The 26,784-nt window shown below is 67.2% G+C and carries 30 protein-coding genes; 16 read left to right on the top strand and 14 right to left on the bottom strand.

Annotated elements, in window-relative coordinates:
• Positions 1–232: 232 nt before the first annotated feature.
• From SMN802W_RS0114930 to SMN802W_RS0114915, 4 genes are all read right to left on the bottom strand, one after another.
• On the bottom strand, positions 233–1,108 hold the full coding sequence (locus SMN802W_RS0114930; RefSeq protein ID WP_019517726.1) for an SDR family oxidoreductase: 876 nt from the start codon (positions 1,106–1,108) through the stop codon (positions 233–235).
• Between the two features lie 110 nt (positions 1,109–1,218).
• The gene (locus tag SMN802W_RS0114925; protein WP_019517725.1) at positions 1,219–2,304 is read right to left on the bottom strand and encodes a 5-(carboxyamino)imidazole ribonucleotide synthase; all 1,086 of its coding nucleotides are present in this window, start codon (positions 2,302–2,304) and stop codon (positions 1,219–1,221) included.
• Positions 2,305–2,325: 21 nt separating this feature from the next.
• Complete coding sequence (gene purE / locus SMN802W_RS0114920; RefSeq protein WP_019517724.1) at positions 2,326–2,799, bottom strand: 5-(carboxyamino)imidazole ribonucleotide mutase; 474 nt, start codon at positions 2,797–2,799, stop codon at positions 2,326–2,328.
• 51 nt (positions 2,800–2,850) lie between these two features.
• The gene (locus SMN802W_RS0114915; RefSeq protein WP_019517723.1) at positions 2,851–3,849 is read right to left on the bottom strand and encodes an LLM class flavin-dependent oxidoreductase; all 999 of its coding nucleotides are present in this window, start codon (positions 3,847–3,849) and stop codon (positions 2,851–2,853) included.
• A 126-nt stretch (positions 3,850–3,975) separates the two neighbouring features.
• On the opposite strand from SMN802W_RS0114915, the gene SMN802W_RS0114910 reads away from it, so the two are divergent.
• From SMN802W_RS0114910 to SMN802W_RS0114875, 8 genes are all read left to right on the top strand, one after another.
• Positions 3,976–4,641 (top strand): pyrimidine 5'-nucleotidase, encoded by a 666-nt coding sequence (locus tag SMN802W_RS0114910; RefSeq protein ID WP_019517722.1) that lies wholly within the window; start codon positions 3,976–3,978, stop codon positions 4,639–4,641.
• Positions 4,638–5,465, top strand: a complete 828-nt coding sequence (gene dapD, locus SMN802W_RS0114905) for a 2,3,4,5-tetrahydropyridine-2,6-dicarboxylate N-succinyltransferase (RefSeq protein WP_019517721.1) — start codon at positions 4,638–4,640, stop codon at positions 5,463–5,465. Before SMN802W_RS0114910 ends, dapD begins: the two co-directional genes overlap by 4 nt.
• A 77-nt stretch (positions 5,466–5,542) precedes the next feature.
• Entirely contained in the window at positions 5,543–6,511 is a 969-nt protein-coding gene (gene glpX / locus SMN802W_RS0114900) for a class II fructose-bisphosphatase (RefSeq protein WP_019517720.1), read from the top strand.
• Positions 6,512–6,604: 93 nt separating this feature from the next.
• Positions 6,605–7,327, top strand: coding sequence for a CPBP family intramembrane glutamic endopeptidase (locus SMN802W_RS17710; RefSeq protein WP_019517719.1), 723 nt, complete (start codon positions 6,605–6,607; stop codon positions 7,325–7,327).
• A gap of 413 nt (positions 7,328–7,740) precedes the next feature.
• Entirely contained in the window at positions 7,741–8,940 is a 1,200-nt protein-coding gene (locus SMN802W_RS0114890; protein WP_026326179.1) for a multidrug effflux MFS transporter, read from the top strand.
• A gap of 103 nt (positions 8,941–9,043) precedes the next feature.
• Complete coding sequence (locus SMN802W_RS0114885; RefSeq protein ID WP_019517717.1) at positions 9,044–9,376, top strand: hypothetical protein; 333 nt, start codon at positions 9,044–9,046, stop codon at positions 9,374–9,376.
• Positions 9,377–9,525: 149 nt separating this feature from the next.
• Positions 9,526–9,717 (top strand): hypothetical protein, encoded by a 192-nt coding sequence (locus SMN802W_RS0114880; RefSeq protein WP_019517716.1) that lies wholly within the window; start codon positions 9,526–9,528, stop codon positions 9,715–9,717.
• Between the two features lie 224 nt (positions 9,718–9,941).
• Positions 9,942–10,331 (top strand): hypothetical protein, encoded by a 390-nt coding sequence (locus SMN802W_RS0114875; RefSeq protein ID WP_019517715.1) that lies wholly within the window; start codon positions 9,942–9,944, stop codon positions 10,329–10,331.
• Positions 10,332–10,471: 140 nt separating this feature from the next.
• Here SMN802W_RS0114875 and SMN802W_RS0114870 read toward each other — a convergent pair whose 3' ends face one another.
• The 3 genes from SMN802W_RS0114870 to SMN802W_RS0114860 are packed head-to-tail and all read right to left on the bottom strand — an operon-like array spanning position 10,472 to position 13,540.
• On the bottom strand, positions 10,472–10,879 hold the full coding sequence (locus SMN802W_RS0114870) for an acyl-CoA thioesterase (RefSeq protein ID WP_037524272.1): 408 nt from the start codon (positions 10,877–10,879) through the stop codon (positions 10,472–10,474).
• Positions 10,876–11,442: a DedA family protein gene (locus tag SMN802W_RS0114865; protein ID WP_019517713.1), complete on the bottom strand. Its 567-nt coding sequence runs from the start codon at positions 11,440–11,442 to the stop codon at positions 10,876–10,878. The genes SMN802W_RS0114870 and SMN802W_RS0114865 overlap by 4 nt, the downstream gene beginning before the upstream one ends.
• A gap of 4 nt (positions 11,443–11,446) precedes the next feature.
• A complete protein-coding gene (locus SMN802W_RS0114860) occupies positions 11,447–13,540 on the bottom strand; it encodes a S9 family peptidase (RefSeq protein WP_019517712.1) in 2,094 nt (697 codons plus the stop codon).
• 190 nt (positions 13,541–13,730) lie between these two features.
• Here SMN802W_RS0114860 and SMN802W_RS0114855 point away from each other — a divergent pair, with 190 nt between their 5' ends.
• Genes SMN802W_RS0114855 through egtD form a run of 6 tightly spaced genes read left to right on the top strand, consistent with a single transcriptional unit; the run spans position 13,731 to position 18,005 of the window.
• Complete coding sequence (locus tag SMN802W_RS0114855) at positions 13,731–14,051, top strand: DMT family transporter (RefSeq protein ID WP_019517711.1); 321 nt, start codon at positions 13,731–13,733, stop codon at positions 14,049–14,051.
• A gap of 34 nt (positions 14,052–14,085) precedes the next feature.
• The gene (gene gluQRS / locus SMN802W_RS0114850; RefSeq protein WP_037524269.1) at positions 14,086–14,916 is read left to right on the top strand and encodes a tRNA glutamyl-Q(34) synthetase GluQRS; all 831 of its coding nucleotides are present in this window, start codon (positions 14,086–14,088) and stop codon (positions 14,914–14,916) included.
• Between the two features lie 10 nt (positions 14,917–14,926).
• Entirely contained in the window at positions 14,927–15,160 is a 234-nt protein-coding gene (locus SMN802W_RS0114845; protein ID WP_019517709.1) for a twin transmembrane helix small protein, read from the top strand.
• A gap of 13 nt (positions 15,161–15,173) precedes the next feature.
• Positions 15,174–15,731, top strand: coding sequence for a cob(I)yrinic acid a,c-diamide adenosyltransferase (locus tag SMN802W_RS0114840; protein WP_019517708.1), 558 nt, complete (start codon positions 15,174–15,176; stop codon positions 15,729–15,731).
• Positions 15,732–15,766: 35 nt separating this feature from the next.
• Positions 15,767–17,026 carry an ergothioneine biosynthesis protein EgtB gene (gene egtB, locus SMN802W_RS0114835; protein ID WP_051083635.1) on the top strand — a complete coding sequence of 420 codons (1,260 nt, stop codon included), beginning with the start codon at positions 15,767–15,769 and terminating at the stop codon, positions 17,024–17,026.
• Between the two features lies 1 nt (position 17,027).
• On the top strand, positions 17,028–18,005 hold the full coding sequence (gene egtD, locus SMN802W_RS0114830) for an L-histidine N(alpha)-methyltransferase (protein WP_019517706.1): 978 nt from the start codon (positions 17,028–17,030) through the stop codon (positions 18,003–18,005).
• Here egtD and SMN802W_RS0114825 read toward each other — a convergent pair.
• Positions 18,002–19,015, bottom strand: a complete 1,014-nt coding sequence (locus SMN802W_RS0114825) for a DUF1176 domain-containing protein (RefSeq protein WP_019517705.1) — start codon at positions 19,013–19,015, stop codon at positions 18,002–18,004. The genes egtD and SMN802W_RS0114825 overlap by 4 nt on opposite strands.
• A 79-nt stretch (positions 19,016–19,094) precedes the next feature.
• Between SMN802W_RS0114825 and SMN802W_RS0114820 the strand changes: the two genes are divergently transcribed.
• Positions 19,095–19,964, top strand: a complete 870-nt coding sequence (locus SMN802W_RS0114820; protein WP_026326177.1) for a 3-hydroxybutyryl-CoA dehydrogenase — start codon at positions 19,095–19,097, stop codon at positions 19,962–19,964.
• Between the two features lie 18 nt (positions 19,965–19,982).
• On the opposite strand, the gene SMN802W_RS17305 is transcribed toward SMN802W_RS0114820, so the two are convergent.
• The 6 genes from SMN802W_RS17305 to SMN802W_RS0114790 form a co-directional block, all read right to left on the bottom strand.
• Positions 19,983–20,594: a hypothetical protein gene (locus SMN802W_RS17305; protein ID WP_019517703.1), complete on the bottom strand. Its 612-nt coding sequence runs from the start codon at positions 20,592–20,594 to the stop codon at positions 19,983–19,985.
• Positions 20,591–20,848, bottom strand: coding sequence for a hypothetical protein (locus tag SMN802W_RS17300; protein ID WP_019517702.1), 258 nt, complete (start codon positions 20,846–20,848; stop codon positions 20,591–20,593). Before SMN802W_RS17300 ends, SMN802W_RS17305 begins: the two co-directional genes overlap by 4 nt.
• 99 nt (positions 20,849–20,947) lie before the next feature.
• On the bottom strand, positions 20,948–21,160 hold the full coding sequence (locus SMN802W_RS0114805; protein ID WP_019517701.1) for a cold-shock protein: 213 nt from the start codon (positions 21,158–21,160) through the stop codon (positions 20,948–20,950).
• Positions 21,161–21,458: 298 nt separating this feature from the next.
• Positions 21,459–22,424: an agmatine deiminase family protein gene (locus SMN802W_RS0114800; protein WP_019517700.1), complete on the bottom strand. Its 966-nt coding sequence runs from the start codon at positions 22,422–22,424 to the stop codon at positions 21,459–21,461.
• Positions 22,421–24,124, bottom strand: coding sequence for a M28 family metallopeptidase (locus SMN802W_RS0114795; protein ID WP_019517699.1), 1,704 nt, complete (start codon positions 24,122–24,124; stop codon positions 22,421–22,423). Before SMN802W_RS0114795 ends, SMN802W_RS0114800 begins: the two co-directional genes overlap by 4 nt.
• Before the next feature lie 82 nt (positions 24,125–24,206).
• A complete protein-coding gene (locus tag SMN802W_RS0114790; protein WP_019517698.1) occupies positions 24,207–24,440 on the bottom strand; it encodes a hypothetical protein in 234 nt (77 codons plus the stop codon).
• 185 nt (positions 24,441–24,625) lie between these two features.
• Here SMN802W_RS0114790 and SMN802W_RS0114785 point away from each other — a divergent pair, with 185 nt between their 5' ends.
• Positions 24,626–26,695 (top strand): M13 family metallopeptidase, encoded by a 2,070-nt coding sequence (locus SMN802W_RS0114785; protein ID WP_019517697.1) that lies wholly within the window; start codon positions 24,626–24,628, stop codon positions 26,693–26,695.
• Positions 26,696–26,784: the final 89 nt, after the last annotated feature.

The raw sequence follows: 26,784 nt of genomic DNA, 5'->3' as shown, positions 1-26,784 counted from the left end.
AGGTGCGCCGCCTCCGCCGCCGCCGGGTGCAGGGTTCGGTGGCGCAGGCGCTCCGCCGCCGCCTCCCGGCGCTGCGATCGGCGGAGCGGGAGCGCCACCTCCGCCCCCGCCCGCTGGGCGACCGATGAACGCGCTGGCGCCAGCAGCCGACGCCGGGGTCCGCCGCTGAGCGGATAAGCTTCGCCGGCCGGCAGTGCGGATCGCTTCCGCCCTGCCGGCCGGTTGGCGATACTCAGCCGATCGGCACGCCGCCGGTCACCGCGACGATCGCGCCCGACATGTAGCTGCCCTCACCAGAGCCCAGCAGGACATAGGCGGGTGCCAGTTCGGCCGGCTGCCCGGCACGGCCGAGCGGCGTGTCCTGGCCCAGCGTTTCCAGCTCGTCGCTCGGCTTGGCGATCGGCTGGATCGGGGTCCATACCGGACCCGGCGCGACGGCGTTGACGCGGATGCCGTCGCCGGCGAGCAGGTTGGACAGGCCGACGGTCAGGCTGGAGATCGCGCCCTTGGTCGCCGCATAGACAATCATGTTCTTGCCCGCGACCTTGGCCTGTTCGCTGGTCGTGTTCACGATCGCGGAACCCGGCTTCATGTGCGGGGCAGCCGCCTTCGCCAGCCGCAGCATCGCGAAGACGTTGGCGGCGAACGCGCCCTGCATCTCGTCGTCGTCGATCGTTTCCAGCCCCTCGTTCATCGTCTGCGCGGCGGCATTGTTGACCAGCACGTCGATGCGTCCAAACTCGGCCACGGTGCGCTCCACCAAAGCGGTGCAGTGAGCGCGGTCGCGGATGTCGCCGGGCAGCAGCAGGCAGCGGCGTCCCGCCTTCTCGACCCAGGTTCGCGTCTCCTCCGCATCGGGCTGTTCCTCGGCCAGATAGGATATGGCGACGTCGGCCCCTTCGCGCGCGTAGGCGATCGCGACCGCGCGTCCGATCCCTGAGTCGCCCCCGGTGATCAGCGCGACACGATCGGTCAGCAATCCCTTCCCAACATAACTTTCCTCGCCGTGATCGGGCTTGGTGTGCATCTTCGTCGTCAGCCCCGGACGTGGCTGCTCGGGTTCGTCAGGGAAACGGGTTGGCTGGCTGGTGCGGGGATCGTCGCTCATCTCGGCTCCTGTTCACATCGATCAGGCGCTTGAACGGACGGGTGAGGTGATCGTGCCGACAGCGTGTTGGCGGATCGACGATCGACTGCGCGGTGGAGGAACGCTTGCGCTCAGCGTTCCAGCCGGGTGACGTGGCCCATCTTGCGGCCGGGTCGTGCTTCACGTTTGCCGTAGAGGTGGAGGTGGGTGCGTGGACTGGCGAGCAGATCGCGCCAGCGCTGCCACTCGTCGCCGATCAGATTTTCCATCGTGACGGTGGGCGCGGTCAGCGCGGTGTCACCGAGTGGCAGACCGCAGATCGCGCGGACGTGGTTGGCGAATTGCGAGGTTTCCGCGCCTTCGATCGTCCAATGCCCCGAATTGTGGACGCGCGGCGCCATCTCATTGAACACCGGGCCGTCCGCGCTGGCGAAATACTCGCACGTCAGCACGCCGACATGGCCGAGCGCATCGGCGATCCGCCCGGTCAGCGCCGCGGCTTCGGTCCATTGCTGCGCGATCTCTGCAGGCGCAGGAACGGTCGAGCGATAGAGGATCGCGTCGCGATGCTCGTTCCACGGCGGGGGATAGCTGGTGATCGTGCCATCGGTCCCGCGCACCAGGATGATCGAGAATTCATGGCTGAAGCTGACGAACGCCTCCAGGATCGCCGGACCGCCGATCGCCTCCCACGCCGCGTCGGCCTCCGACGCGTCGTTGATCCGTGCCTGCCCCTTGCCGTCGTAGCCGAAGCGCGTCGTCTTGAGCACGGCGGGAGTGCCGATCGCAGCTAATGCAGCATCCAGTTCGTCGCGCGTATTCACCGCCTGCCAGCGAGCGGGGCGACCGCCGACCTCCTCGACGAAGCGCTTCTCAGCGACACGGTCCTGCGCAACCGCGAGGCTCTTGGGCGGGGGATAGACCGGCACGCGCTCGGCGAGCCATTCCACGGGCGCGACCGCGATATTCTCGAACTCGTAGGTAACGACGTCGCAATGCGCAGCGAAGTCGGCGAGCACGACCTTGTTGTGATAATCCGCGCGCGTCAGGCTCGACGCGGTCTGCGCGGCGACGCTTTCACGGTCGGGGGCGAGCACGTGGGTGCGGTAGCCGAGTTGCGCGGCGGCGACCGCGATCATGCGGCCTAATTGTCCGCCGCCCAGGATGCCGATGGTGCCGCCGGGGGTGAGCGGGCGGTCGAGGCGGGCGAGCGGCATGGTGGGTTCCGTGTCGAAAGGTCAGGGTGCTTCGGCGACGCCGGCGGTCTGCGCCGCGCGCCATGCCTGCAATCGCGCGGACAAGGCGTCGTCGGAAAGCGCGAGGATCGAGGCGGCGAGCAGGCCCGCGTTGATCGCACCCGCCTTGCCGATCGCGAGCGTGCCGACGGGTATGCCGCCGGGCATCTGCACGATCGAGAGCAGGCTATCCATGCCCTTCAGCGCCTTTGACTCGACCGGCACGCCGAGCACGGGCAGGTGCGTCATCGACGCCGCCATGCCGGGCAGATGCGCCGCACCGCCGGCCCCGGCGATCACGATTTTCAATCCGCGCTCGGCGGCGCCGGTCGCATAGTCGTACAACCGCTGCGGCGTGCGGTGCGCGGAGACGACGCGGACCTCGTGCGCGACGCCGAGCGCATCGAGCGTCTGGGCCGCGTGGCTCATCGTTTCCCAGTCGGACGTCGAGCCCATGATGATGCCGACCTGCGTCATGCGGGCGGGGTAACGACGCACGGCCGGGAGGGCAATGCCCTCCGGCTCGGTTCAGGCGGCTTGTTTCAGCTCCGCCATCGCATCGGCGGTGAGGCTGAGTGAGTGCTTGCGCGCGTCGTGGTCGTAGATCGCGCTGGTCACCATCACCTCGTCGACTTGCGTGCGCGCGACGAACGCGGCGATCCCGCGCGCAACCTCGTCGCGGGTGCCAATCGCGGAACAGGACAGCACATTGTCGAGCATCGCGGCGTGGGCGGGCGGCAGGCTGGCGCGATAATTTGCGACCGGCGGCTTCATCAGCCCCGGCGTACCGGTGCGAAGCGCGATGAACGATTGCTGCTGCGAGCTGGCGATAAACTCGGCCTCGTCATGCGTATCGGCGGCGAAGACGTTGAACCCCGCCATCGCGTAGGGGCGCGCCAACTTCGCCGATGGCTTGAAGTCGCGGCGGTAGATCGCGAGCGCTGCGTCCAGCGCATCGGGCGCGAAGTGCGACGCAAAGGCATAGGGAAGGCCAAGGATCGCGGCGAGTTGCGCACCGAAGGTGCTGGATCCGAGGATCCACATCTCCGGCTTCGCGCCCGCGCCCGGCGTCGCGGAGATACCGGTGCGCCCGTCGTCGGCGAAATAGCTTTGCAGTTCGACCACGTCGTTGGGGAACTGGTTGGCATCGCTGGCAAGATTGCGGCGCAGCGCATGCGCGACGCGCTGGTCGCTGCCCGGCGCACGGCCCAGCCCCAGGTCGATCCGACCCGGGTAGAGCGCATCCAGGGTGCCGAACTGCTCCGCGATCTGGAGCGGCGCGGAATTGGGCAGCATGATCCCGCCCGCGCCGACACGGATGTGCTGTGTCGCACCTGCGACATGCGCGATCACGACCGCAGTGGCCGCGGACGCGATCCCCTTCATGCCGTGGTGTTCGGCCACCCAGTAACGGTTGAAGCCGAGCGTCTCGGCATGGCGCGCGAGATCGGCGGCGTTCGCCAGCGACTGCGACACGGTGCCGCCTTCGACGACGGGGACGAGATCTAAGAGCGAATATAGGGTCATATATCGCAGATGGGGGTGGGGACGGCGTCGCGCCAGACAGGTGAGCTTGGCTGTTGCACAGGTGAACTTGGGGGCGGACTTTGAGCGGGCTTTGACGCGCCGGCGAACCGGACTACAGCCGCCGCGATGCCGCCCGAACTCTCGCACATCGACACGTGGTTGTTCGACCTCGACAACACGCTCTACCCGGCGTCCGCCAACCTGTTTGCGCTGATCGACCGGCGGATGACGGCGTTCATCGCCGAGCTGCTGTCGCTCGACCTGGCTGAGGCACACCGGGTGCAGAAAGCGTATTTCCTTGGTCACGGCACGACACTCGCCGGGCTGATGGCGGAGCATGAGGTCGATCCGGCGGCGTTCCTGGCCTACGTCCACGACATCGAGATGGACGTGCTGGAGGCTAACGCGCCGATGGCGGCGGCGCTGGCGAAACTGCCCGGGCGCAAGATCGTGTTCACGAACGGTGATCGCCCCTACGCCTTGAAGGTGCTCGACCGGTTGGGGCTGGGCGCGAGTTTCGAAGCCGTCCACGATATTCACGCGATGGATCTGGTGCCCAAGCCCGCTCCAGAAGCGTACGCGGGCATCTGCGCCGCGTTCGGCATCGACCCGACCTGCGCGCTGTTCGTCGAGGACATGGCGCGCAACCTGAAACCCGCCAAGGCGATCGGCATGACGACCGTCTGGGTCGACAACGGCAGCGAGCAGGATCACGACGCCGACCGCAGCTTCGTCGACATCCGCGTCACCGACGTGACGCAGTGGCTCGATAGTATCACGGAGAACCTATGACCGATCTCGCCCAGACCATCGACATCGCGTGGGAGAACCGCGCCGAGATCGGGCTGACCACCACCGGCGCGGTGCGCGAGGCGGTGCACGAGGCGCTGGCGCAGCTGGACGCCGGGACCGCGCGCGTGGCCGAGCCGGATGGGGCAGGGGGCTGGCGCGTCAACCAGTGGTTGAAGAAGGCGGTGCTGCTGAGCTTCCGCCTGAACGACAACGTGCTGATCGACAACGGACACGGCCAAGGGCACTGGTTCGACAAGGTGCCGTCCAAGTTCTCCGGCTGGAGCGAGGCGCAGTTCCGCGCCGCCGGTTTCCGTGCTGTCCCGGGCAGCGTCGTTCGCCGCGGCGCGTTCGTGGGCAAGGGCGCGATTCTGATGCCGAGCTTCGTCAACATCGGCGCCTATGTCGGCGAGGGGGCGATGGTCGACACCTGGGCGACGGTCGGCAGCTGCGCGCAGATCGGCCGCAACGTCCATCTGTCGGGCGGGGTCGGGATCGGCGGCGTGCTGGAGCCGCTGCAGGCCGATCCGGTCATCATCGGCGACGGCGCGTTCATCGGTGCGCGCTCGGAGGTCGCGGAGGGCGTGCGCGTCGGCGAGGGTGCTGTGCTGTCGATGGGCGTCTATCTCGGCAAGTCGACCCGCATCATCGACCGCGCGACCGGCGAAACCTTCTACGGCGAGGTGCCGCCTTACTCCGTCGTGGTCGCAGGCTCCGCGCCGTCGTCGACCGGTACCGGCCCCAATCTCTACTGCGCCGTGATCGTCAAGCGCGTCGACGCGCAGACGCGCGAGAAGACGGGCATCAACGAGCTGCTGCGGGATTGAACCTTTGCCGCGCCCGCGATAGGGCGTTTAACGCGTTTAACATTGGTGCCACGGCGCCACCTTAGAGGATTTGAGCGATGACCACGACGGCCTCCAAGGTGCTCGACCGGGTGCTCGTGCTCGAGATGGTGCGCGTGACGGAGGCCGCGGCGATCGCCGCCTCGACGCTGACCGGCCGCGGTGACGAGAAGGCCGCCGATGCCGCCGCCGTCGAGGCGATGCGCGCCGCGCTTAACGAGCTCGACATGGACGGCACCGTCGTGATCGGCGAGGGTGAACGCGACGAGGCACCGATGCTGTTCATCGGCGAGAAGGTCGGCAGCGGAACCGGCCCTGCGATCGACATCGCGCTCGATCCGCTGGAAGGCACGACGATCTGCGCCAAGTCGGGGCCGAACAGCCTTGCGGTGCTGGCGATCGCGGAAGGCGGCGGCCTCCTCAACGCACCCGACGTGTACATGGACAAATTGGCGGTCGGCCCCGGCCTTCCCGACGGGGTGATCGACCTCGATCGCACGCCGACGCAGAATGTCGAGGCGATCGCGGCGGCGAAGGGCGTCAAACCCGCCGACATCATCGCCTGCGTGCTCGATCGCCCGCGCCACGAGGCGCTGATCGCCGAGCTGCGCGGCATCGGCTGCGGCATCGTGCTGATCGGGGATGGCGACGTGGCGGGCGTGATCGCGACGACCGATCCCGACACCACGATCGACGTCTATATGGGGTCGGGCGGCGCGCCCGAGGGTGTACTGGCGGCGGCGGCGCTCCGCTGCGTCGGCGGGCAGTTCAAAGGCCGGCTGCTGTTCCGCAACGACGACGAGCGCGCGCGCGCCGCGAAATGGGGCGTGACCGACCTCGACCGGCAATATGACCTGACCGATCTGGCGAAGGGCGACTGTATCTTCGCGGCGACCGGTGTGACCGACGGCTCGCTGCTCGCCGGCGTGAAGCGCAAGGGCAAGGTGATGACCACCGAGAGCGTGGTGATGCGCGCGTCGTCGGGGACGGTGCGCTGGGTCAAGGGCGAGCACCGCCTCGATCGCTGACCGGTCCGCGGAAACGCAGTGGACGCGGTGATCGGGCTGACTGTGCATGACGTGGCGCGCGTGAGGTGATGGCGGGCGGCGCGGACAGAGGCGGTGGCTGAGCGGTCGTTCGCGGCCGTGCTGCTCGCGGTCGCGCTGGCGGCGTTCGTGCACTTCGTCCGCGGCGGGGAGGTCGGTTTTCCTCCGCTCGGCTGGCCAACGGGGCGCACCCGCTATTTCACCCGCGCGGCGTCGCGGATCGCGCTGCTGTTCGGTGTGTCGTCGCTCGTGCTGCTGGCGGCGGCGGGGCGGCTTGATGCGCTGCTGTCCATACCGGGCATCTTCGTGCCGCTCAGGCAGGTGACGGGTGCGGTCGCGCTGTCGGGCGGCTCGGCGTTGCTGCTGGCAGGTGCGGTGCTGGCGGGCGCGGCGGTCGGCGCGGTCGCGGCGCGAGTGACGCGGCGGCGATTGCAGGTCGGGCGGATTGGCGCGGTGCTGCCGCGCGCGCGCGTCGAGCTAGGTTGGGGCGCGCTGCTGTCGGTCGTCGCAGGCGTGTGCGAGGAATGGTTTTTCCGGCTGCTGATCCCGTTGCTGGTTACGATGTTGTCGGGTGATCCGCTGATCGGCTTCGCGAGTGCGACGCTGCTTTTCGGTGCGGCGCATCGCTACCAGGGATGGCGCGGCGTGGTCGCCACGACGTGCGTCGGCGCGCTGCTCGCCTACGCCTATCTCGCGACCGCCAGCTTGTGGGTCGCGATCGGTCTTCACGTGTTCATCGACCTGAACGCATTGGTACTGCGGCCCGTCCTGGCGGGCGACGTCGATCTGCGTCGATGACCAAGTCGCCCCGCCTTCGATGAAAACGGGGCGACCTGCTGTCCGTGGGACGCGGATGCGCCCCGACGAGCCTTGTAGTGCAAGAAGGTGTAGAAAAGATGGCGAACGTGCGGCGAAGATCGCTTCACGCCGCGAATGCATCGCAGCACGCGGCGTGAAGCGTCTCCCGTAGCACCCGAAGCAAAGGGCCGCACCGGGTCGAGACGATCATGACATCGAACCGCGGCAACACAAGGACACATTTCGCTGACCCGTGTCGATCTGGTTCACCCGTTCGACCATGCGTCGTCGGTGCAGTCGAGACCGGTGAGGCAGCAAGGCTGACGCCGGTAGCGTTGTGCGGCGCAACAGACTAGGCGGGCGCGATGACCAGCACAGCGCCCACGTCCAGCCAGTCGGGCACCGCCGCGGGGATGCACCCGCGCGAGTTCGTCGCCTTTATCGCCGCGTTGATGGCGGTGAACGCGCTGGGTGTCGACCTGATGCTGCCGGCGCTCGCCGACATCGGCGCGCAGCTGGACGTCGCGACCGCCAATCACCGACAGTGGATCATCACCGCCTATATGCTGGGGTTCGGCAGCGGGCAGCTGGTGTACGGGCCGCTTGCCGATCGCTTCGGACGCAAGCCGATCTTGCTAGTCACGCTGACGGGCTTCGTCGCCGCAAGCGTGTTTGCGGCCGGATCGCAGACCTTTCCCGCGTTGCTCGGCGCGCGGTTGCTGCAAGGATTGATGTCGGCCTCGACCCGCGTCCTCGCCGTCGCGATCGTGCGCGATCGGTTCCATGGGCGCCAGATGGCGCGCACGCTGTCGGTCGCGCAGATGATCTTCTTCCTGGTGCCGATCATGGCGCCAACACTGGGCCAGTTGCTGCTCGACACGCTGGGGCCTTGGCGGTTCATCTTCTACGCACTGGCGGCCTTCGCCGCGTTCGTGCTCGCCTGGTCGGCGTTGCGGCTGGTCGAGTCGCTCGCAATCGAGCGGCGCGGAGCCTTGTCGGTCGCGGCGCTGGCGGGCGCTTATCGGCTGACGCTCACGAACCGCTTCTCGCTCGGCTATGCGGTGGCGGCGGCGATGACGTTCGGCGGAATCATCGCGTTCGTGTCGTCGGCGCAGCAGATCTTTGTCGAGGAGTTCGGCATGGGCGAACGCTTCACCTACCTGTTCGCCGCCTGCGCGTTCGCGATGGGCGTCGCGTCGTTCGCGAACAGCCGGCTGGTCGAGCGGCTGGGCACGCGGCTGATCTCGCAGGCAGCGGTGCTGGGGCTGATCGCGCTGTCGGTGGGGCACATCGCGGTGATTCTGTTCGGGGTCGAGTCGCTGGTCAGCTACATGCTGTTCCAGGCACTCAGCATGACCTGCATCGGGCTGTGCGGGTCGAATTTTGGCGCGATGGCGATGGAGCCGGTCGGCCATATCGCAGGGACCGCCTCGTCGATCCAGGGTTTCATCACCAGCGTCGGCGCGGTGATCGTCGGATCGCTGATCGGACAATCGTACAACGGCACGACGCTGCCGCTCGCGATCGGCTATCTCGGCATCGGTGTCGCGGTCCTGGCGGTCGTGCTGGTGGTCGAGGAAGGCAAGTTGTTCCACGCCCGACAGGCGGCGTGAACGCAGCACCTCGCCGCGCCCGATGGCTCGCTTCGTCGCACGTCGTCGACGAAGGATAGTTAACCCGGCAACCGATCGCAGGCGCGATTGTTGGCGATGGTCTATGCCGTTTGATTTGTTCGATATTGCGTGTGACCAACGCGCCGAAGTCCGCACGCTCGCCTCGACTTATGTCGCGCGTTACGGTGGTGACGCGCTGCCGCTGGCTCGAATGGCGCGGACCGATGTGCTCGAACGTGGGCGTCACGCGCGTGCTGCATTGTACGATCAGGTGATCCACCTCCTGCGACTGCGCGACCGCAAGAAATGTGACGCGCGGGTCAAGCCGTTAAAGATGAGAATGACTATCAGTGACACAATGGAAGTCCCGCCGACCCAGAAGCGGCTTGATAACCGGCAATCCTTGCAAAGATCGTTGCAGGTGATCCCGGTTTGAGCAAATTGTTCTTGATAGTCGTTCGCACAACTGTATGAGAGTGAATCGCAACGGCTGATTTTACTTGTTTCGGGGAACTGCATCGCGTTACTCAGGTTGAGTAAGGCAGACGGACGCTTGTCGTCGCCCATGCAGACCGGAGAAAGATCATGGCCCTCACCACCATCGACGGCGCAGCGTGCGCCAAGTGCAAGTTTTTCGATAACGAGGCGTCGGGCGAGCAGCTCGGGCTGTGCCGTTATAACCCGCCGATCGGTCAGGCGAGCGGCGACGCCGCCGGTGTGTGGCCGAAGGTCGAGGCGAGCGACTGGTGCGGTCATTTCGAGCCGGCAAACGCCTGAGATCGCTTAATCGTCGATCATACGCCGTCCGCGCCTCGCGCGGGCGGCGTTGTCGTGTTTGCGGCAGGTGAGATGTAGCGTTTGTCTTGCACGGACGTAAGGCGGCGAAACAGCTCGGCGTCTCACGCATCGATCAGGAGACGGATCGCCGCGCGGTCGGTTGACGACCAACCGGCCACGTTATAATGAGAACCATTCTCATCGAACGTGGTGGTTCTCCTCGCATGTACGATCTCATCGACCGCGCAGTCCGTGACCTGCGCACCCCCGACCGGCTGGTCCTCGACGCGATGCGCGCGTGGGTGCATTCGCTGACGCTGGCGGGCGAGCCCAAACGCGCAGTCGCCGGGCGCTTCATCGATGGTGGGTCGTCGTTTGACGCTGCGATGTCGATCCTTGATCGCTACTCGGCCGACACATTGTCCTTTCAGCGTCCGTGCCACCCGCAGGTCGAGGAGATCGAGGCGGTGCTGCTGGGATTGTGGCGACTCGTGATCGATGGCCGCGAGCGGGAGGCGACGCAGACTGCCGCGCTGCTGGTCGATGCGGACGCAGCCCGCGACCTGGTCCGCGCGATCCGCAACATACCGCCGCCGCGTGGTACGCTGCATTGATCCACGGCGAGCATTGTGTCGGAGCCGAGCGCCGCTTGGACTAGTGACAGAGCCACCTAACGGTCGGCTCGACCGATTGCGGTATATCCACGATAGCCTGTCGCTGCTGCCGCGATAGCCTCCGTCCTGCGCGCGACCGATTATTCGGGTAGCCGATCCTCTTCCAGGAAGGGTGCCGCGATCTCCTCGCGGATGCGGACCAGCCGACCCGTCCCACGATCGATCATCGCCCAGGTCGTCACGCCTTCGACCCGGACCCGCCCGTCGCCGCCGGTGAAGCGAAAGTGGCGGTCGAAGCGCGCCCCTCTCGGTGCCTCGGGCACCCAGGTCTCACCCGTCACCTGTTCGCCTTCGTGGACGTTGCCGCGATAATCGATCTCGTGCCGCGTCACGACCCAGACGAACGCGTCCTGGTGCTCGGGCGCAGCGACCGTGTGCCAGTGCGCGACGGACAGATCCTGTATCCAGCGCACCCAGACCGCGTTGTTGACGTGGCCGAGTTCGTCGATGTCGTCGGCGTGAGCGGTGAAGGTCTGCGTAAACGTCATTGCCTGCCCCTCCCGCGCCACCAGTGGATGGCAGCGACGATCAGTCCGGCCGCGACGACGCCGCCGACGATCCACCACAGCCGCGTGTCGTGGCGCAACCGCCCGACGAACTCCTCGACCGCATCGCCGAACAGGTAGCCGACGCCGGTGAAGATGATCGCCCAGATGATCGCCGCGACGAGGTTGATCGCGAAGAACTGCCGCTGCGAGATGGTCGTCGTGCCAACCGCGATCGGGCTGACCGTGCGCAGCCCGTAGAGGAAGCGGAAGATGAAGATGAAGCTGCGCGGATGCTTTTCCAGCAAGGCTTGCGCGCGCGCGAACGCGGCGGTGCCGCGCAGCTTCACGATCCAGCGCTGCTCGCGAAAGTGACGGCCGAATGCGAACCAGCCCTGATCGGCGAGGAACGATCCCGCCGCCGCCGCAGCGGCCGCGCCCGGCAGCGAGACCAGCCCCTGATGCGCGAGCAGCCCGCCCGCGATCACCGCCGCCTCGCCCTCCAGCGCGGCACCGGCGAACAGCGCGGCGAGCCCGTATTGCGCGACCAGCGACTCGATCGACATCAGCTCAGGCTTCGACGCCCAGCTGCCACAGCACGAAGGCGTGTTCCTCCGCGCCCTCGCGTAACGACTCGAACCGGCCAGACTTGCCACCGTGGCCCGCACCCATGTTGGTCTTGAGCAGTAGGATGTTGTCGTCGGTCTTGGTCGCGCGCAGCTTCGCCGCCCATTTCGCGGGCTCCCAGTAGGTCACGCGCGGGTCGTTGAGCCCCCCTGAGATGAACAGCGGCGGATAGGCCTGCGCGCGCACGTTGTCATAGGGGGAATAGCTGCGGATCAGCTCGAACGCGGCCTTGTCCTCGATCGGATTGCCCCACTCGGGCCATTCGCCCGGCGTCAGCGGCAGCGTCTCGTCGAGCATGGTGTTGAGTACGTCGACGAACGGCACGTCGGCGATCACCGCGCCCCACAGCGCGGGATCGGAATTGACAATCGCTCCCATCAGCTCGCCGCCAGCACTGCGGCCCGCGACCGCGATGCGGCCCTCGCTGGTCCATCCATCCGCGACCAGCGCGCGCGCGACGTCGACAAAGTCGTTGAACGTGTTCTCGCGCTTCTCGAGCTTGCCGTCATGGTACCATTGCTGGCCGAGGTCGTCGCCGCCGCGAATGTGCGCGATCGCATAAGCGAAACCGCGATCGAGCAGGCTGAGGCGTCCGGTCGAGAAACCGGGCGGAATCGCGTGGCCGTACGCACCATAGGCATAGAGGAACAACGGGCGGCTGCCGTCACGCGGGAAATCTTGCGGGTAAACGATCGAGACCGGCACCTGGGTGCCGTCACGCGCGGTGATGTGAAGCCGCTCGGTTGCGTATGCCGACGCGTCATACCCCGACGGGATTTCCTGCACCTTGAGTGTGGTCAGCTCGCCCGTCGCTACGTCGTAATCGTAGACGGTGCCGGGCGTGACCATCGATTCGTAGCCGAGCCGGATCACGCGCTGGTCGTACTCGGGATTGTCGCCTGTGCCTGCGGCGTAGCTCGCCTCGGGGAAGCTGATCCGCTTAGGCTCGGCGCCGTCGTAGGAGTGGATCAGGATCTGATCGAGCCCGTCTTCGCGTCCTTCGACGATGAAGAAGTCGGCGAAACACTCGACCCCGGTCATGTAGAAATGCGGTGACGGCGCGATCAGTTCGGACCAGTCGCCGGGCGTCGCGATCTGAGCGGTCACGAGCCGCCACATCGGATCGGTGTCGTTGGTGTGGATGAACAAGGTGTCGCCGTGCGTGTCGACATCATATTCGCGACCCGGCTGACGCGGCGCGACTAGGATCGGCTCGGCGAAGGGATCGTCGGCGGGGAGCAGGCGCACCTCGCTCGTCACATGGTCGCCGGTGCCGATGACGATCCAGCGCCGGTCGCTCGTCTCGCCGACCGCGACGCGGTAGCCCTCGTCATCCTCGTGGAACAGCTCGACGTCGTTCGCGGGATCGTCGCCCAGGCAGTGGAAGCGGGCATTGTCGGTGCGCCATTCCTTGTTGGCGAGGCCGTAAAGAAAGCCCGAATCATCGGCGCTCCACACGATGTCGGACAGCATCCCCTCGATCATGTCGGGCAGCAGCGCGCCGGTGGAAAGGTCCTTCACGCGGACGGTGAAGCGCTCGGAACCATTGTCGTCGACCGCATAGGCGAGCTTCGTTGCATCGTTCGAGATCGAGAAACCGCCAAGCCGGAAATATTCCTTGCCTTCCGCCAGCGCGGGCTCGTCGAGGATGAGTTCGTCGGCCGAGCCGTCGGCGGGCGCATCGACCGGCCGGCGCCACCACTTACGATACTGGCCGCCGGTCTCGAACGCAGCCCAGTAGAGGTAATCGCCGTCCTTTTGCGGGACCGACGATTCGTCCTCCTTGATGCGTGCCTTCATCTCTTCGTAGAGGCGGTCGGTGAGCGGCTGGTGCGGCGCCATCTGCGCCTCGAAATAGGCGTTCTCCGCCTCAAGATAGGCGAGCACGTCGGGATCGGTCACCTCGGGATAGTTCGGGTCCTTCAGCCACGCCCAGGGATCGTCGATCGTGATGTCATGCGTGGTGAACGAATGCGGGCGCGTGGCCGCGATCGGTGGAGTGAGCGCAGCAGCGGCGGCGTCGGTCTGGTCGGTCATCAGCGCGTCCTAACGTGCGACGCCGGCTTTAGTCACGCCGATTGCGCGGGTGCGTGCGCAAGCGTGGACAATCGCGCGTTCAGCTCCTAACGGCCTGCCGCATCGCCGCCGAAGCGGCACCGGCACCGCGCCTCTTTCGGGTTTCCGGCGGCAGTGCCCTTTCCGACGAGCCCGTGAGTGGAGAAACCCGATGGCGTGGGTCATTCTGGGCGTGGCGGTGGTGACCGAGATCATCTGGGCATTGAGCCTGAAATGGGCGGCGGTGCAGGGCAGCTGGGCCGCGTCGGCGGTGCCGGTGACGCTCAGCTTCGTCAACATGGGGCTGCTTGCGATGGCGATGCGCGGATTGCCGGCGGGGACCGCCTATGCGGTGTGGACCGGGCTAGGCGCGGTTGGCGTCACGATCTTCGGCGTGATTTTGTTCGGGGAGAAGCTCAACACCGCGCAGATCGGGTTCATCGCGCTCATTATCATCGGCGTGGTGGGGACGAAGTTCTTCGCCACCGCTTGAGTGCTTGTCCCGGCGTACGCATGTGCCGGAGCGCATGATCGTCACACGCTTCGCGCCGTCGCCGACCGGGCGGCTTCATCTCGGCCACGCTTATTCCGCGATCCGCGCGCACGATCTGGCGCGCGGGGGCGGGGGACAGTTCCTGCTCCGGATCGAGGACATCGACGGCACGCGGAGCCGCGCCGAGCATGTCGCGACGATCATGGCCGATCTCACATGGCTCGGGCTGACGTGGGACGGGCCGGTCGTGTTCCAGTCGGCGCGGCTGGCGCTGTACCAGACGGCGCTCGACCGGCTGCGCGAAGAAGGGCTGCTCTACCCCTGTTTCTGCACGCGGGCGGAGATCGCGGAGGCGATGAGCGCGCCGCACGGACCCGTGAGCGTCTATCCCGGCACGTGCCGCGGTGCAGACCCTCGTGCACGGATGGGCGAGCCGCATTGCTGGCGGCTCGACATGGCGGCAGCGATCGCGCGCACCGGTACGCTCGCCTGGACCGATCGGGGCGAGACGATCGTCGCAGTGCCCGAGCAACAGGGCGACGTGGTGCTCGCGCGCAAGGATGCGCCCGCGAGCTACCATCTGGCGGTCACGGTCGACGACGCGGCGCAAGGGATCACCGACGTGGTGCGCGGGCGTGATTTGTTCGAGGCGACGCATGTCCATCGCCTCTTGCAGGCGCTGCTCGACCTGCCGACCCCGCGTTATCACCACCACGACCTGCTGACGGGCCCCGACGGCGAGCGGCTGGCGAAGCGGCACGGTGCGCCGACGCTGGCGGCATTGCGGGAAAGCGGCGTGGACGGCGTCGTGCTGGCCGATGAATTACGTCGCGGCCAGCTTCCAAATGGCGCGTTTCGTACCTAGGTTAGGGTTTATGAACACCTTTCTCGTCATCCTGCTCGTCGCGGCGATGCTCGCCACGGTGGTTGCGCTGGTTCGCGGCATCATCTCCTTTCTTCAGGAGCAATCGGCGCACGTGCGCGAGGGCGGCGACGGGCCGAGCGCTGGGCAACTCAAATCCAATCGCATGATGCAGCAACGCATCATGTTCCAGGCCGCGGCGATCCTCGTCTGCGTGCTGTTGCTCGCCGCCGCAGGACGCAGCTGAGCGCGCATCAGCGGTGGTCAAACTCAACCGCATCTACACGCGCACGGGTGACCGGGGCACGACCGGGCTGGTCGACGGCAGTCGCGTGTCGAAGGCTGACGCGCGGATGGTCGCGATCGGCGATGTCGACGAGGCGAACAGCGCGATCGGGGTTGCGATCGCGACCCTGATGGACGGTGACCTGCGGGCTGCGCTGACGCGGGTGCAGAACGACCTGTTCGATCTGGGCGCCGATCTGGCGACGCCGGGTGAGGATTTCACGCCTGGTGAGATGACGCTGCGGATCGTGCCAGCCCAGGTCGAGCGGCTGGAGCGCGAGATCGACGCGATGAACGCAGGCATTCCGCCGCTGACCAGTTTCGTGCTGCCCGGCGGGGCCGCGGCCTCGCTGCACCTGGCGCGTGCGATCGTGCGGCGGGCAGAGCGGTCGGCGGTGGCGATCGGCGACGCGGCGAACCCGCAGGCGCTCGCTTATCTCAACCGTTTATCCGATTTCCTGTTCGTCGCGTGCCGTGCGGTGAACTTATCGATGGGTGGGGACGTTCTGTGGGTAGCCGGGGGAAACCGCTAACATAGAATAATCTGGTTGGCGGCGGGGAGATGATGATGGAACCGCAGCGCCACGCCGCTGGATCGTACAGTAAATTGGCGCATCGATTTGCCAGCGTTCGCGCATTGAGCGAGGCGCTGGTTGCGCCATTGTCCGACGCCGACGCGACGGTGCAGTCGATGGACGATGCCAGCCCCGCAAAATGGCATCTGGCGCACACCACCTGGTTCTTCGAGACGTTCGTGCTGCGCGACCACGTCGCAGGATATCAGCTTCACGACGCGCGCTTTCCGTTCCTGTTCAACAGTTATTACGAGGCCGAAGGCCGCCGCCACGCACGTGGCCGGCGCGGCATGGTGACGCGCCCGACGCTGGACGAGGTGCTGGCGTACCGTGCGGCGGTGAACGATGCGCTGCTGGCGGCGATCGACGACCTGCCCGCCGCCGCGATCGAGCTGGTGACGCTTGGTTGCCACCATGAGGAGCAGCATCAGGAACTGCTCGTCACCGACCTGCTCCACCTGATGAGCGAGAACCCGCTCGAACCCGCGGTCTGGCCCGCCGCGCCCAAGGTGCCGGTCGCGATGCCGGGTGCGATCAGTTGGCTGGAGAGCAACGAGCGCATCGTCGAGATCGGTCACGACGGGGCGGGGTTCGCGTTCGACTGCGAAGGGCCACGCCATCGCGCGCTGGTGCCCGCGCACGCGATCGCCGATCGAACGGTGACCAACGGCGAGTGGCAGCGCTTCGTCGCCGATGGCGGTTATCGCGACGCGCGGCTCTGGCTGTCCGACGGCTGGGGCTGGGTGCAGCGCGAGGGGATTGCCGCGCCGCTCTACTGGGAAGAGCGCGACGGCGTGTGGACGCGCTTCGGGCTGGACGGGCGCCGCGCGCTCGACCCCGCCGCGCCGGTGACGCACGTCAGCTTCTACGAGGCGGATGCCTATGCGACCTGGGCGGGCGCGCGGTTGCCGACCGAGTTCGAGTGGGAAGCGGCGGCGCAGGCGCACGATGTTGGCGCGGGCAACCAGATGGACGCGGCCGGCCCGGTCGAGCCGCGTCCGGCGGCGGATGGCCCGGCCTTCTTCGGTGATGTATGGGAGTGGACCGGCAGCGCGTACCGCCCTTATCCCGGTTTCCGCGCGGTCGAGGGTGCGGTCGGCGAGTATAACGGCAAGTTCATGAACGGGCAGTTCGTGCTGCGTGGCGGCAGTTGCGCGACCCCGCGCGGCCACGCGCGCGCGTGCTACCGCAATTTCTTCTACCCCCATCAGCGCTGGCAGTTCACCGGCGTACGGCTGGCCAAGGACCTGTGAGATGCTGAAGCCTGAAATCGAGGACGGTCAGGTGAGCCTCGCCGATCCGCAGTTCCGCGCCGACGTGCTGGCGGGCCTCGCGCGCCGCCCGCGCGCGATTCCTGCACGCTGGTTCTACGACCACCGTGGATCGGAGCTGTTCGAGGACATCACCGACCTGCCCGAATATTATCCGACCCGCACCGAGGTTGCGCTGCTGGAAAGTCTGTGCCCCGAGCTGCATCGCCTGACCGGCGAGGGCCGCGCGGTGGTGGAGTTCGGCTCCGGCTCGTCAACCAAGACGCCGACGCTGCTGAAATGCGTGAAACCGTCAGCTTATGTGCCGATCGACATCTCGGGCGACTTCCTGCGCGAGAGTTCGCGCACCCTGTCGGCGGCGTTCCCCGACCTGCTGGTGCTGCCGTTCGAGGCCGATTTCACCCGCACGCTGACACTACCGCACACGATCAAGGACGCGCCCAAGCTCGGCTTCTTTCCGGGTTCGACGATCGGCAATCTGATTCCGCTTGCGGCGGTCGACCTGCTGCGCGCGATGCGTGGCTCGCTGGGGGAAGGCGCGATGCTGCTGATCGGAATGGACCGGATCAAGGATGAGAGCGTCCTGGTCCCCGCCTATGACGATGCGCAGGGCGTGACCGCGGCGTTCAACCTGAACCTGCTCGAGCGGATCAACCGCGAACTGGGCGGCACGATGCCCATCGACGCATTCCGCCACCGCGCGATGTGGAACGACGATCGCGCCCGGATCGAAATGCATCTGGAAGCGACGCGCGACGTGTCGTTCACGGTCGAAGGCCGCGCGTTCGAGATCGCGGCAGGCGAGACGATCCACACCGAGAACAGCCACAAATACGGACCGCGCGACGCGCGCATCCTGCTGCGCGCCGGTGGATGGACGCCGATCCAGGAATGGACCGATGAAGAGGGCAAGTTCGCGGTGATCCTGGCCGAGGCGCAGGCGGAGCGGCCGGCTCCCTAGGGCCGTTCGACGCGCGCGGTCCAGGTACGGATGAAGTCGGGATTGCCGCGGCAGTCGCTCATTTCCGCCTGCTCGATCAGGCGCAGGCTGGTGCCGTCCCAGACGAAGGCTTGTGACACGCCGCAGTCGCCGAGCCCGCGCCCTTTGGCGTAGCTGGTGAGCACACCGTTCTCGACCTGGCCGTTGACGACGCTGGGCACCGGCGTCTCGGGATCGGCGCCGGTCGCCTCGAACCCCGCGGGCGCGTCGGTCTTCGCTGGCGTGACGCGGTTGCCGCGGATGACGAACAGCGCGCCGTTGACGTTGTACGCGCCTGCGGAGCACGGCAGCACTGCAAGCGAGGTGCCGCCACCCATGGTGGAGACGACCGGGCTCCAGTCGAGGTCGGTGCTGGGCGGTGCGTCGCAGCGCGCGGTGCGCTTCATCGCCGCGACCTGCGACCTGGTCAGACGCGCTGGCGCGCCGGTGAGCGCGGGGGCGTGGACGACCGGTGTGGCGGGAGCGGGCGGGACCGTGGCGGCGGCGTTGCGCCCCTTTGCTACCGCAGCGGTGACGGTATCGACGCGGTGCTGGACCGCATCGACGTAGCGGAGCGCGGCCGAGATGCCGGCGAGCGATACGGTGCCGAGCGGCTTGCCGGTGTGCCCGGCGAGCATGAGCGTTCGCACGCTGGTGAGTGCCGCGACGATCTGCTGCGCAGCTCCGCCTGACAGCCCGTTGCCCGCTACCGCGAACCGCTTTGCACCCACGCGCAGCGACACGGGTGCGGCGCCATCGCCCGTGTTGCCGACTGCGATCTCGTAACCGCCAGCCGGTTCCGCCGCGCGCGTGATCGCGATCGTGTAGCCGGAGTTCGGCGCGGTTTCCGGCGCGAGCGAGGCGAGCGTGCAACGATGGGTGTTGTCGCACCCGACCGCCCAGTCGCCGAAGGTCTTGAGCGCGCCGGGCCACGCCTGTCCGATTGCAGGGGAGGCGGCGAACAGCACAGCGGCGGTAACGATCAGGCGCATACGGCGAAGATAGCGCGGTGGCGCGGCGGCGGCAAAGCGGGCTAGAGCGCGCGGGCACACGAGGATGAGGACTAGGCGAATGCAATCAGTGGGCGTGATCGGTGCGGGGCAGATGGGCGCAGGCATCGCGCAGGTGTCGGCGGCGGCAGGCTACCGCGTAATCCTGAGCGACGTCGACCAGGCGCGCGCCGAGGCGGGCAAGGCGGGCATCGCCAAGCGGCTGGCGCGCAATGTCGAGAAGGGCAAGATCGAGGCCGACGCGCGCGACAGCCTGCTCGGGCGGATCGAGGCCATCGGCGATGTGGCCGCGATGGCCGATTGCGCGCTGGTGATCGAGGCAGCGACCGAGCGGGAGGCGATCAAGCGGCAGATTTTCGAGCGCGTCGGCAAGGTGCTGGGCAGCGGCGCGGTGCTCGCATCCAACACCTCGTCGATCCCGATCACGCGGCTGGCGCAGGCCGCTCCAGATGCTTCGCGCTTCATCGGCGTACACTTCTTCAATCCGGTGCCGGTCATGGGCCTGATCGAGATCATCCGTGGTCTGGCGACGAGCGACGCAACGGTGGCGACGATCGAAACCTACGCAGGCCAGCTCGGCAAGCAGGTTGTGCGCGCCAACGACGCACCGGGCTTCATCGTCAATCGCGTATTGATGCCGATGCTGAACGAGGCCTGCTTCGCGCTGGGCGAGGGCGTGGCGACAATCCCCGACATCGACCTCGCCTGCCAGCTGGGGCTCAACCATCCGATGGGGCCGCTGACACTCGCCGACTTCATCGGGCTCGACACATGTCTGGAGATCACGCGCGTGCTTTTCGAGGGAACGGGCGACCCGAAGTTCCGCCCCGCACCGCTATTGATCAAATACGTCGAGGCGGGCTGGTACGGGCGCAAGAGCGGGCGCGGCTTCTACGATTATTCGGGCGAGACGCCGGTCCCGACGCGCTGATCGGTTGCGCGGGCAGGGTCAGCGCCGCGCGATCCTGCCCGCGAGGTCGTGGTAGAAGGCGGCTACCCCGGCGAGTTCGGGGCCACCGGGCGTCATCCGTTCGCCGACGCCGTAGCGACGTAGTCGCGTGGACGCGGGCGCGCACCAGCCCGCCGTCATCCATGCGACTTCGGGTCGATCAGCGCGACGCACCAGTCCGTGACAATGCCACAGGCACGCGCGCGAGCGGCCGAGCGCGCGCAGCCGGTCGACATCGGTCGTAACCCCCGGCATCCGCATGGCAGTGAGCGTCGGCGCGGGTGCTGTTGCGCGCAACAGGCGGTCGACACGATTGGCGGCGTTGTGCCGGCGCGGTTGTCCGGGCGGCGTCGGCGCGACCACGTCGAGGACGCCCTTTAGGAACGTATCGAGTTCGCGCAGGCAATTGGCGACATAGCGCGCACGGACGCCGGCGGCATCACCGCTCGGCCACCGATGCGAGAGGACGCCTTCGTTGGCGAGATCGCTCAGGCAGCGTGCACCATGCAGGAGCAAGGCGGCGGCACGTTCAAGCTCGACCCGCGGCGCAGGTGCGGTTGGATCGGGTAAGAAGCCGGGATCGCTGCGAGGCGCGAGCGCGGTCGCGGTCACTCCGCTGAGACGATCGGGCCGGCTTTGGTCAGGTCAGAGGCGGCCGGTTCGCCCTTCGAAGCTTCGACATCCGGGGCGGCGATCGGCTGGCGATCGGCGCGCAGCTTGTCGGTTCGCTCGGCGCGAGCGGCCATCGCGTCCCACGAGGCGGCGGCACGCTCGCAGCGTTCGCGCACGTTGCTGAGCGTCGCGTCCGAGGCAGCATCACGCTGCGTGCTGGCCTGACGGCGGAAAAAGGCGGCGTCGTTTGACATGGACTCGAACTCCGAGGGTCGGTGCGACGCGAAGGTAGCCTGCGGCGTCGTCGACCGGAAACGACGATGGCGATCGGACGATCGCCACCGCAACGCACCTTATTCCGCGTGGCTGAGGTTCACCGCCGCCATCTTGCCGCGGCGATCCTGCTCCAGCTCGTAGCCGACGCGCTGGTTCTGGTTGAGCGTCGCCATGCCCGAACGCTCGACGGCGGAAATGTGCACGAATGCGTCGTCGCCGCCGCCGTCGGGCGCGATGAAGCCATAACCCTTGTCGAGGTTAAAGAATTTGACGGTGCCGGTAATGCTCATGTTCTTCCCTTATCGAAGGCGCGCCAACAGACGGACGCGCACGCCGCTCAAGGCTGCAGGGAAGGAAGGAAGAAAGGTCGCAGAGCGCCGAAAAACCGTCGATGTGCGACTATAGCTACGTCAATGTGGGCATGATTGGTGGGTTGCGCAAGGTTTATCGGTGTGGGGCGGCTCGGGGACGGGGCGACGGCGAAGCCGCCGCCTTTACGTCGGACGGGCTTGGCTGCGCCTGTCCGCCGGCCGATCTCGGCTTTGCGCGGCTTTGCCGCACACCGGCGCCGTCGCTTTGCCGACGCGCCTAAGCCGGGATTTGCTGACTGATGCAGTGGAAGCTCCCACCGCCGGTCAGGATCGCATCAGCGCGCAGGCCGACTGCGCGGCGGTCCGGGAACAGCGCCTGTACCGCGGCGACGCCCGCCTGGTCGCGCTCAGTGCCGTACAGCGGCACCACCACTGCCACGTTGCCGATGTAGAAGTTCATGTAGCTGGCCGGGATCACTTCCTCGTCGCGCAGCACGCGGCCGGGCGAGGGGATGTGGACGACTTCCAGCCCGGCGGCACGCGCGCGCTCGGCGGCGTCCTGGTAGACGCGCCAGTTGGGATCATTCTCCGCCGCCTGCGGCAGCGCCAGCCGGTTTTCCCCGACGAAGCGGGCGAGATTGTCGACGTGACCGTCGGTGTGGTCGTTGAGCAAACCGTTGCCGAGCCAGACGACGCGTGAGTAGCCGAGATCGTCGCGCAAGCGTCGCTCGATGTCGGCGCGCGACAATGACGGGTTGCGATTGGGATTGAGCAGGCATTGCTCCGTGGTGACGACCGTCCCGGTGCCGTCCCCGTCGATCGCGCCACCTTCCAGCACCCAGTCGTGCGCCTCTGCCTCAAGCCCGCGCGTGGCGGCGAGGCGTGCGCCGACATCGTCGTCGCCGGGCAGATCGTACTTGCCGCCCCAGCCGTTGAAGCGGAAGTCGTGCGCCTTGTCTGCGCCGTCGAGGATCGCGGCGGTGTCGCGCAGCCAGATGTCGCCGAACGGTTCGACCACCACGTCGGCGAATGGGGCGAGCGCGCGCGCGGCGTCGGCGGCCTCGTCATCCGCTGCAACGAGGATCACCGTCTCGCCCGCGCCATCGGCGTGAACCGCGGCGGCGAAGGCGGCGACCTCGTCGCGCGCCTGCTCCAGATCCTCCTGCCAGAGGTCGGGATGGCTCGGGAAGCCGATCCACACCGCGGCGTGCGGCGCCCATTCGGCCGGCGGCGTGCGCGTCACTTCGACGCTCCGGCGCGCGAGCGGTCGCGCGCGGCGCGGAACTCGGCATTTTGGTACCAATTGGGCCAGGCGCTGCCATCGGCCAGCTTGCGGCCGAGCTGGTAGTAGATCGTCAGATCCTGCACCGCGCCGTCCCAATTCCAGTCAGGCCGATATTCGTCCTGCGGCTTGTGGTAGCGATTGGCGGTGTAATCCTCTGCAGCGGCCCTGCCTGCAGCGACCCCGCCGTTGACCAGATCCTCGCCGCTGCCGCCCGCCAGCATCGGCACGCCGCGCTTCGCGAAGGAGAAATGGTCGGAGCGGAAGTAATGGCCCTTCTCGGGCGTCGCCTCGGGCGTGATGTGGCGCCCCTGCGCGGCGAGCAGCGGCTTCACCATGTCCTCCAGCTCGCTCTTGCCCGCGCCCGTGATCTCGAAGTCGCGTACTGCGCCGTTGACGTTCAGCACGTCCATGTTGATCCCGCCGACAGTGCGCGCCAACGGGAAGATCGGGTGCTCTGCGTAGTAAGCGCTGCCGAGCAGGCCCGATTCCTCCGCCGTGACCGCCAGGAACGCGACCGAGCGGCGCGTCGGCGGCGCCTTGGCGAAGGTTTCCGCGAGCGCGATCAGCCCGGCGGTGCCCGACGCATTGTCGACCGCGCCGTTGCAGATGCCGTCACCATTGACCGGTTCGCAGCGGCCGAGGTGATCCCAATGCGCCGAGTAGAGCACGTAATCGTCCGGCGCACCGCCCTGTGCGGCGGGCTTGCCCGGCAGCACGCCGATGACGTTGTGCGACAGCGACTTCTTGATCTTGTTCTCGAACCCGACCGACATGGTGACGCCCAGCGGCACGGCGCGGAAGCCCTTGGTCGCCGCGGCGCGCGACAGTGCGGCAAAGTCCTTGCCCGCGCTGGCGAACAGCGCCTTTGCCTGCGCCAGCTGCATCCAGCCGATCGCCTGGCTCTGGTCCATATGGTTGTTGGCGGCGTCGAGTTCGTATTGCTCGCCGGTCCACGACGATTGCACGACCGCCCAGGGATAGGCGGCGGGTTCGGTGTCGTGGACGATGATCGCAGCGGTGGCGCCCTGCCGCGCGGCCTCCTCGAACTTGTAGGTCCAGCGACCGTAATAGGTCATCTCGCGCCCGTTGAAGAGGCCCTTGGTCTCAGGGGTCGACCAATCGGGGTCGTTCGACAGGATGACGACCGTCTTCCCCTTCACGTCAAGCCCGGCATAATCGTTCCAGCCCTTCTCCGGCGCGTTGACGCCGTAGCCGACGAACACGACGGGCGAGTTGGCGATGCTGACCTGTGGCACGACGCGGTAGGTGCCGACCACCATGTCGCTCTTGTAGGCGAGCGACAGCGGCGTCGTGCCGCCCGAGAACACCATCGGGCGCACATCGCTCGCGGTGCTGGCGACCATCGGCACGTCCTGCGTCCACTTGCCCGCATTGCCGGGCTTCAATCCGGCTGCCTTCATCCGCTTGACCAGATAGGCGATCGTCTTCGTCTCACCGGCCGTGGTCGGCGCGCGGCCTTCATAGGCGTCGGACGACAGTTCCTTTGTCACGTCCTTCAGTGTCTGCACCGGGATTGCAGGAGCAGCGGGCGACGTGGCGGGTGCAGTCTGGGCCAGCGCCGCAGGGGCGATGAGTGCGGGGGCGACGAGCGCGGTGGCGAGAAGGTGTGCGGCGAGGCGAGCGGCGATCAGGCGCATGGAAACTCCCTTTGTTGCCCGGCGTGTGCCAGCGGCGACGGGCGTCCGCAAGCGTTCGGCGTTGATCGTACAGCCGCGCGGGTCACACCCATTTGCCACCACGCATGCCGAAGCCGGCGCCGCTCTGCTCTCCGTCGTCGCCGCGCTCGCGGCCGGCGAGCACATTCTCCAGCTCGTCCAGCGTGTGCGGCACATCGAGGTGCTGCGCGCCGAGGAACAGCCGCATGCCCGTCTCCTGCGGGACGGCATGGGTCAGTTTGTCGATGTCGACCAGCGCGCGACCAGTTGGCAGCGTCTCAATCTGAACGAAGCGCATCTCGTCTTCTCCTTTGAGGACGCTGGCACAAACATCGAGCGACGCGCGACGATCCGTGTCGGGTGACAACCTGCCGGCGAATACGACAGGGATGTTGCAACATATGTCACGGCATGGCAGCGTGGTTGCCAGCGATACTATCCTTCCTCTTCGGAGATTAGTCCTTGTCCAAGAAGCACTTTTTCATGACCGCAGCGGCGGCATCGGTCGCGATCGGCGCGCCTGCGCTCAGCCGTGTCGAGCAGGCGGCACCCGCCGCACAGACATCGGACAAGGCACCCGCGACCGATGCCGCGGCGACCAGCTACGGCCCATGGGGCTTTGACACAGCGGGCATGGACCGCAGCATCCGGCCGGGCGACGACTGGTTCAACTTCGTCAACGGCACTTGGGCCAAGAACACGCAGATCCCGGCCGATCGCTCGTCCTACGGCGCGTTCGCGGTCCTGCGCGACCTGTCGGAACAGCGGATGCGCACGCTGTTGCAGGGTTATAGCGTCAGCGACACCGCGCATCCCGACCGGATGAAGGCGGCGATCCTCTACACCGGGTTCATGGACCAGGGTGCGGCCGAGAAGCTCGACGCCGCGCCGCTGACGCAGCGTTTGGCTGCGATCAAGGCGGTCAAGGACAAGAACCAGATGGCGGCGGCGATGGGCCGCGCGATCGGCGGCTTCGGATCGAGCTTCTTCGGTCCCGGCGTGTCGGACGACGCGAAGAAGCCCGACACCTACGCGCTCTATCTGCGCCAGTCGGGTTTGGGGCTCGGCGACCGTGACCTGTACGTGGACCCGAAGTTCCAGCCGCAGGTCGCGCGCTATCGCCAGTACGTCGCGCAGATGCTCGGCATGGCGGGCTGGCCCAACGCGGAGAAGGCGGCGAACGACGTCGTCGCGATGGAAACGCGTCTCGCGCAGGCGCACTGGACCCGCGCGCAGAGCCGTGATCGCGACAAGACCTATAACCTGACCACCCTGGCGGAGCTGAAGGCGCAGGCGCCGGGCTTCCCGTGGGATCCGTTCTGGCAGGGCGCGGGGCTGGGCAAGGCGGAGCGCGCGATCGTGGCGCAGAACACCGCCTTCCCGAACATCGCCAAGGTCTATGCCGACACCGACCTCGACACGCTGAAGGCGTGGGAAGCGTTTCGTACGACCGACCAGATCGCGCCGCTCCTCTCCAAGCGTTTCGTCGACGCGCAGTTCGATTTCCGCTCCAAATTCCTGAACGGCCAGCCGCAGCAGCGCGAGCGCTGGAAGCGCGCGGTCGCATTCGCGGAGAACGGCATCGGCGAGGGGATCGGGCGCGACTACGTCCAGCTGTACTTCCCGCCTGAGTCGAAGGCGAAGATGGACACGTTGGTCGCCAATCTGCGCGTGGCACTCGCCGGCCGGATCCAGAACCTCAACTGGATGAGCCCGGCGACCAAGGCGCAGGCTGAGGACAAGCTCAAGAACTTCACCGTGAAGGTCGGCTACCCAAGCAAGTGGCGCGACTATTCGGCGTTGCGGATCGTGCCTGGCGACCTCGTCGGCAATGCCGAGCGCGCGTCGCGGTTCGAGTGGGATTACGATCGCAACCGGATGAACATGCCCGTTGACCGTGCCGAGTGGGGCATGACGCCGCAGACGGTCAACGCCTATTACAGCTCGGTCAAGAACGAGATCGTGTTCCCGGCCGCGATCCTGCAGCCGCCGTTCTTCGATCCGAAGGCCGACGATGCGATCAACTACGGCGGGATCGGCGGCGTGATCGGGCACGAGATCACGCACGGTTTCGACGATCAGGGTCGTAAGTCCGACGGTCACGGCGTGCTGCGCGACTGGTGGACGCCCGAAGATGCGAAGAAGTTCGAGGCGCAGGCCGATCGCTACGGCGCACAGTACGAGGCGTATGACTTCGCCGGGCTGCCGGGCATCCACATCAACGGCAAGGCATCGATGGGCGAGAATATCGCCGATCTGGGCGGCGTGCTGATCTCGCTCGACGCATATCACAATTCGCTCGGGGGCAAGCCCGCGCGCGTGATCGACGGCTATACCGGCGACCAGCGCTTCTTCCTCGGTTGGGGTCAGGTGTGGCGCACGCTGTTCCGCAACGAGGCGCTGCGCCAGCAGCTGGTCAGCGATCCGCACTCGCCGGGGCAGATCCGCGCGGTCAACCCGCTGCGCAACGTCGACGCCTGGTACGCCGCGTGGAAGATCACGCCCGACGAGAAGCAATATATCGCACCCGCCGACCGCGTGCGGATCTGGTGAACCGAGCGGCCGGGACGCCCGTGCGCGTTTCGGCCAATTTCGGGTGCGACATGACCTGTGCCCGCAGGGGGGTTGTGTGGTTCTACGCG

It is taken from the genome of Sphingomonas sp. Mn802worker (assembly GCF_000382485.1).
Classification (GTDB): domain Bacteria; phylum Pseudomonadota; class Alphaproteobacteria; order Sphingomonadales; family Sphingomonadaceae; genus Sphingomonas.
This window is presented reverse-complemented; position numbering and strand designations above follow the sequence as displayed.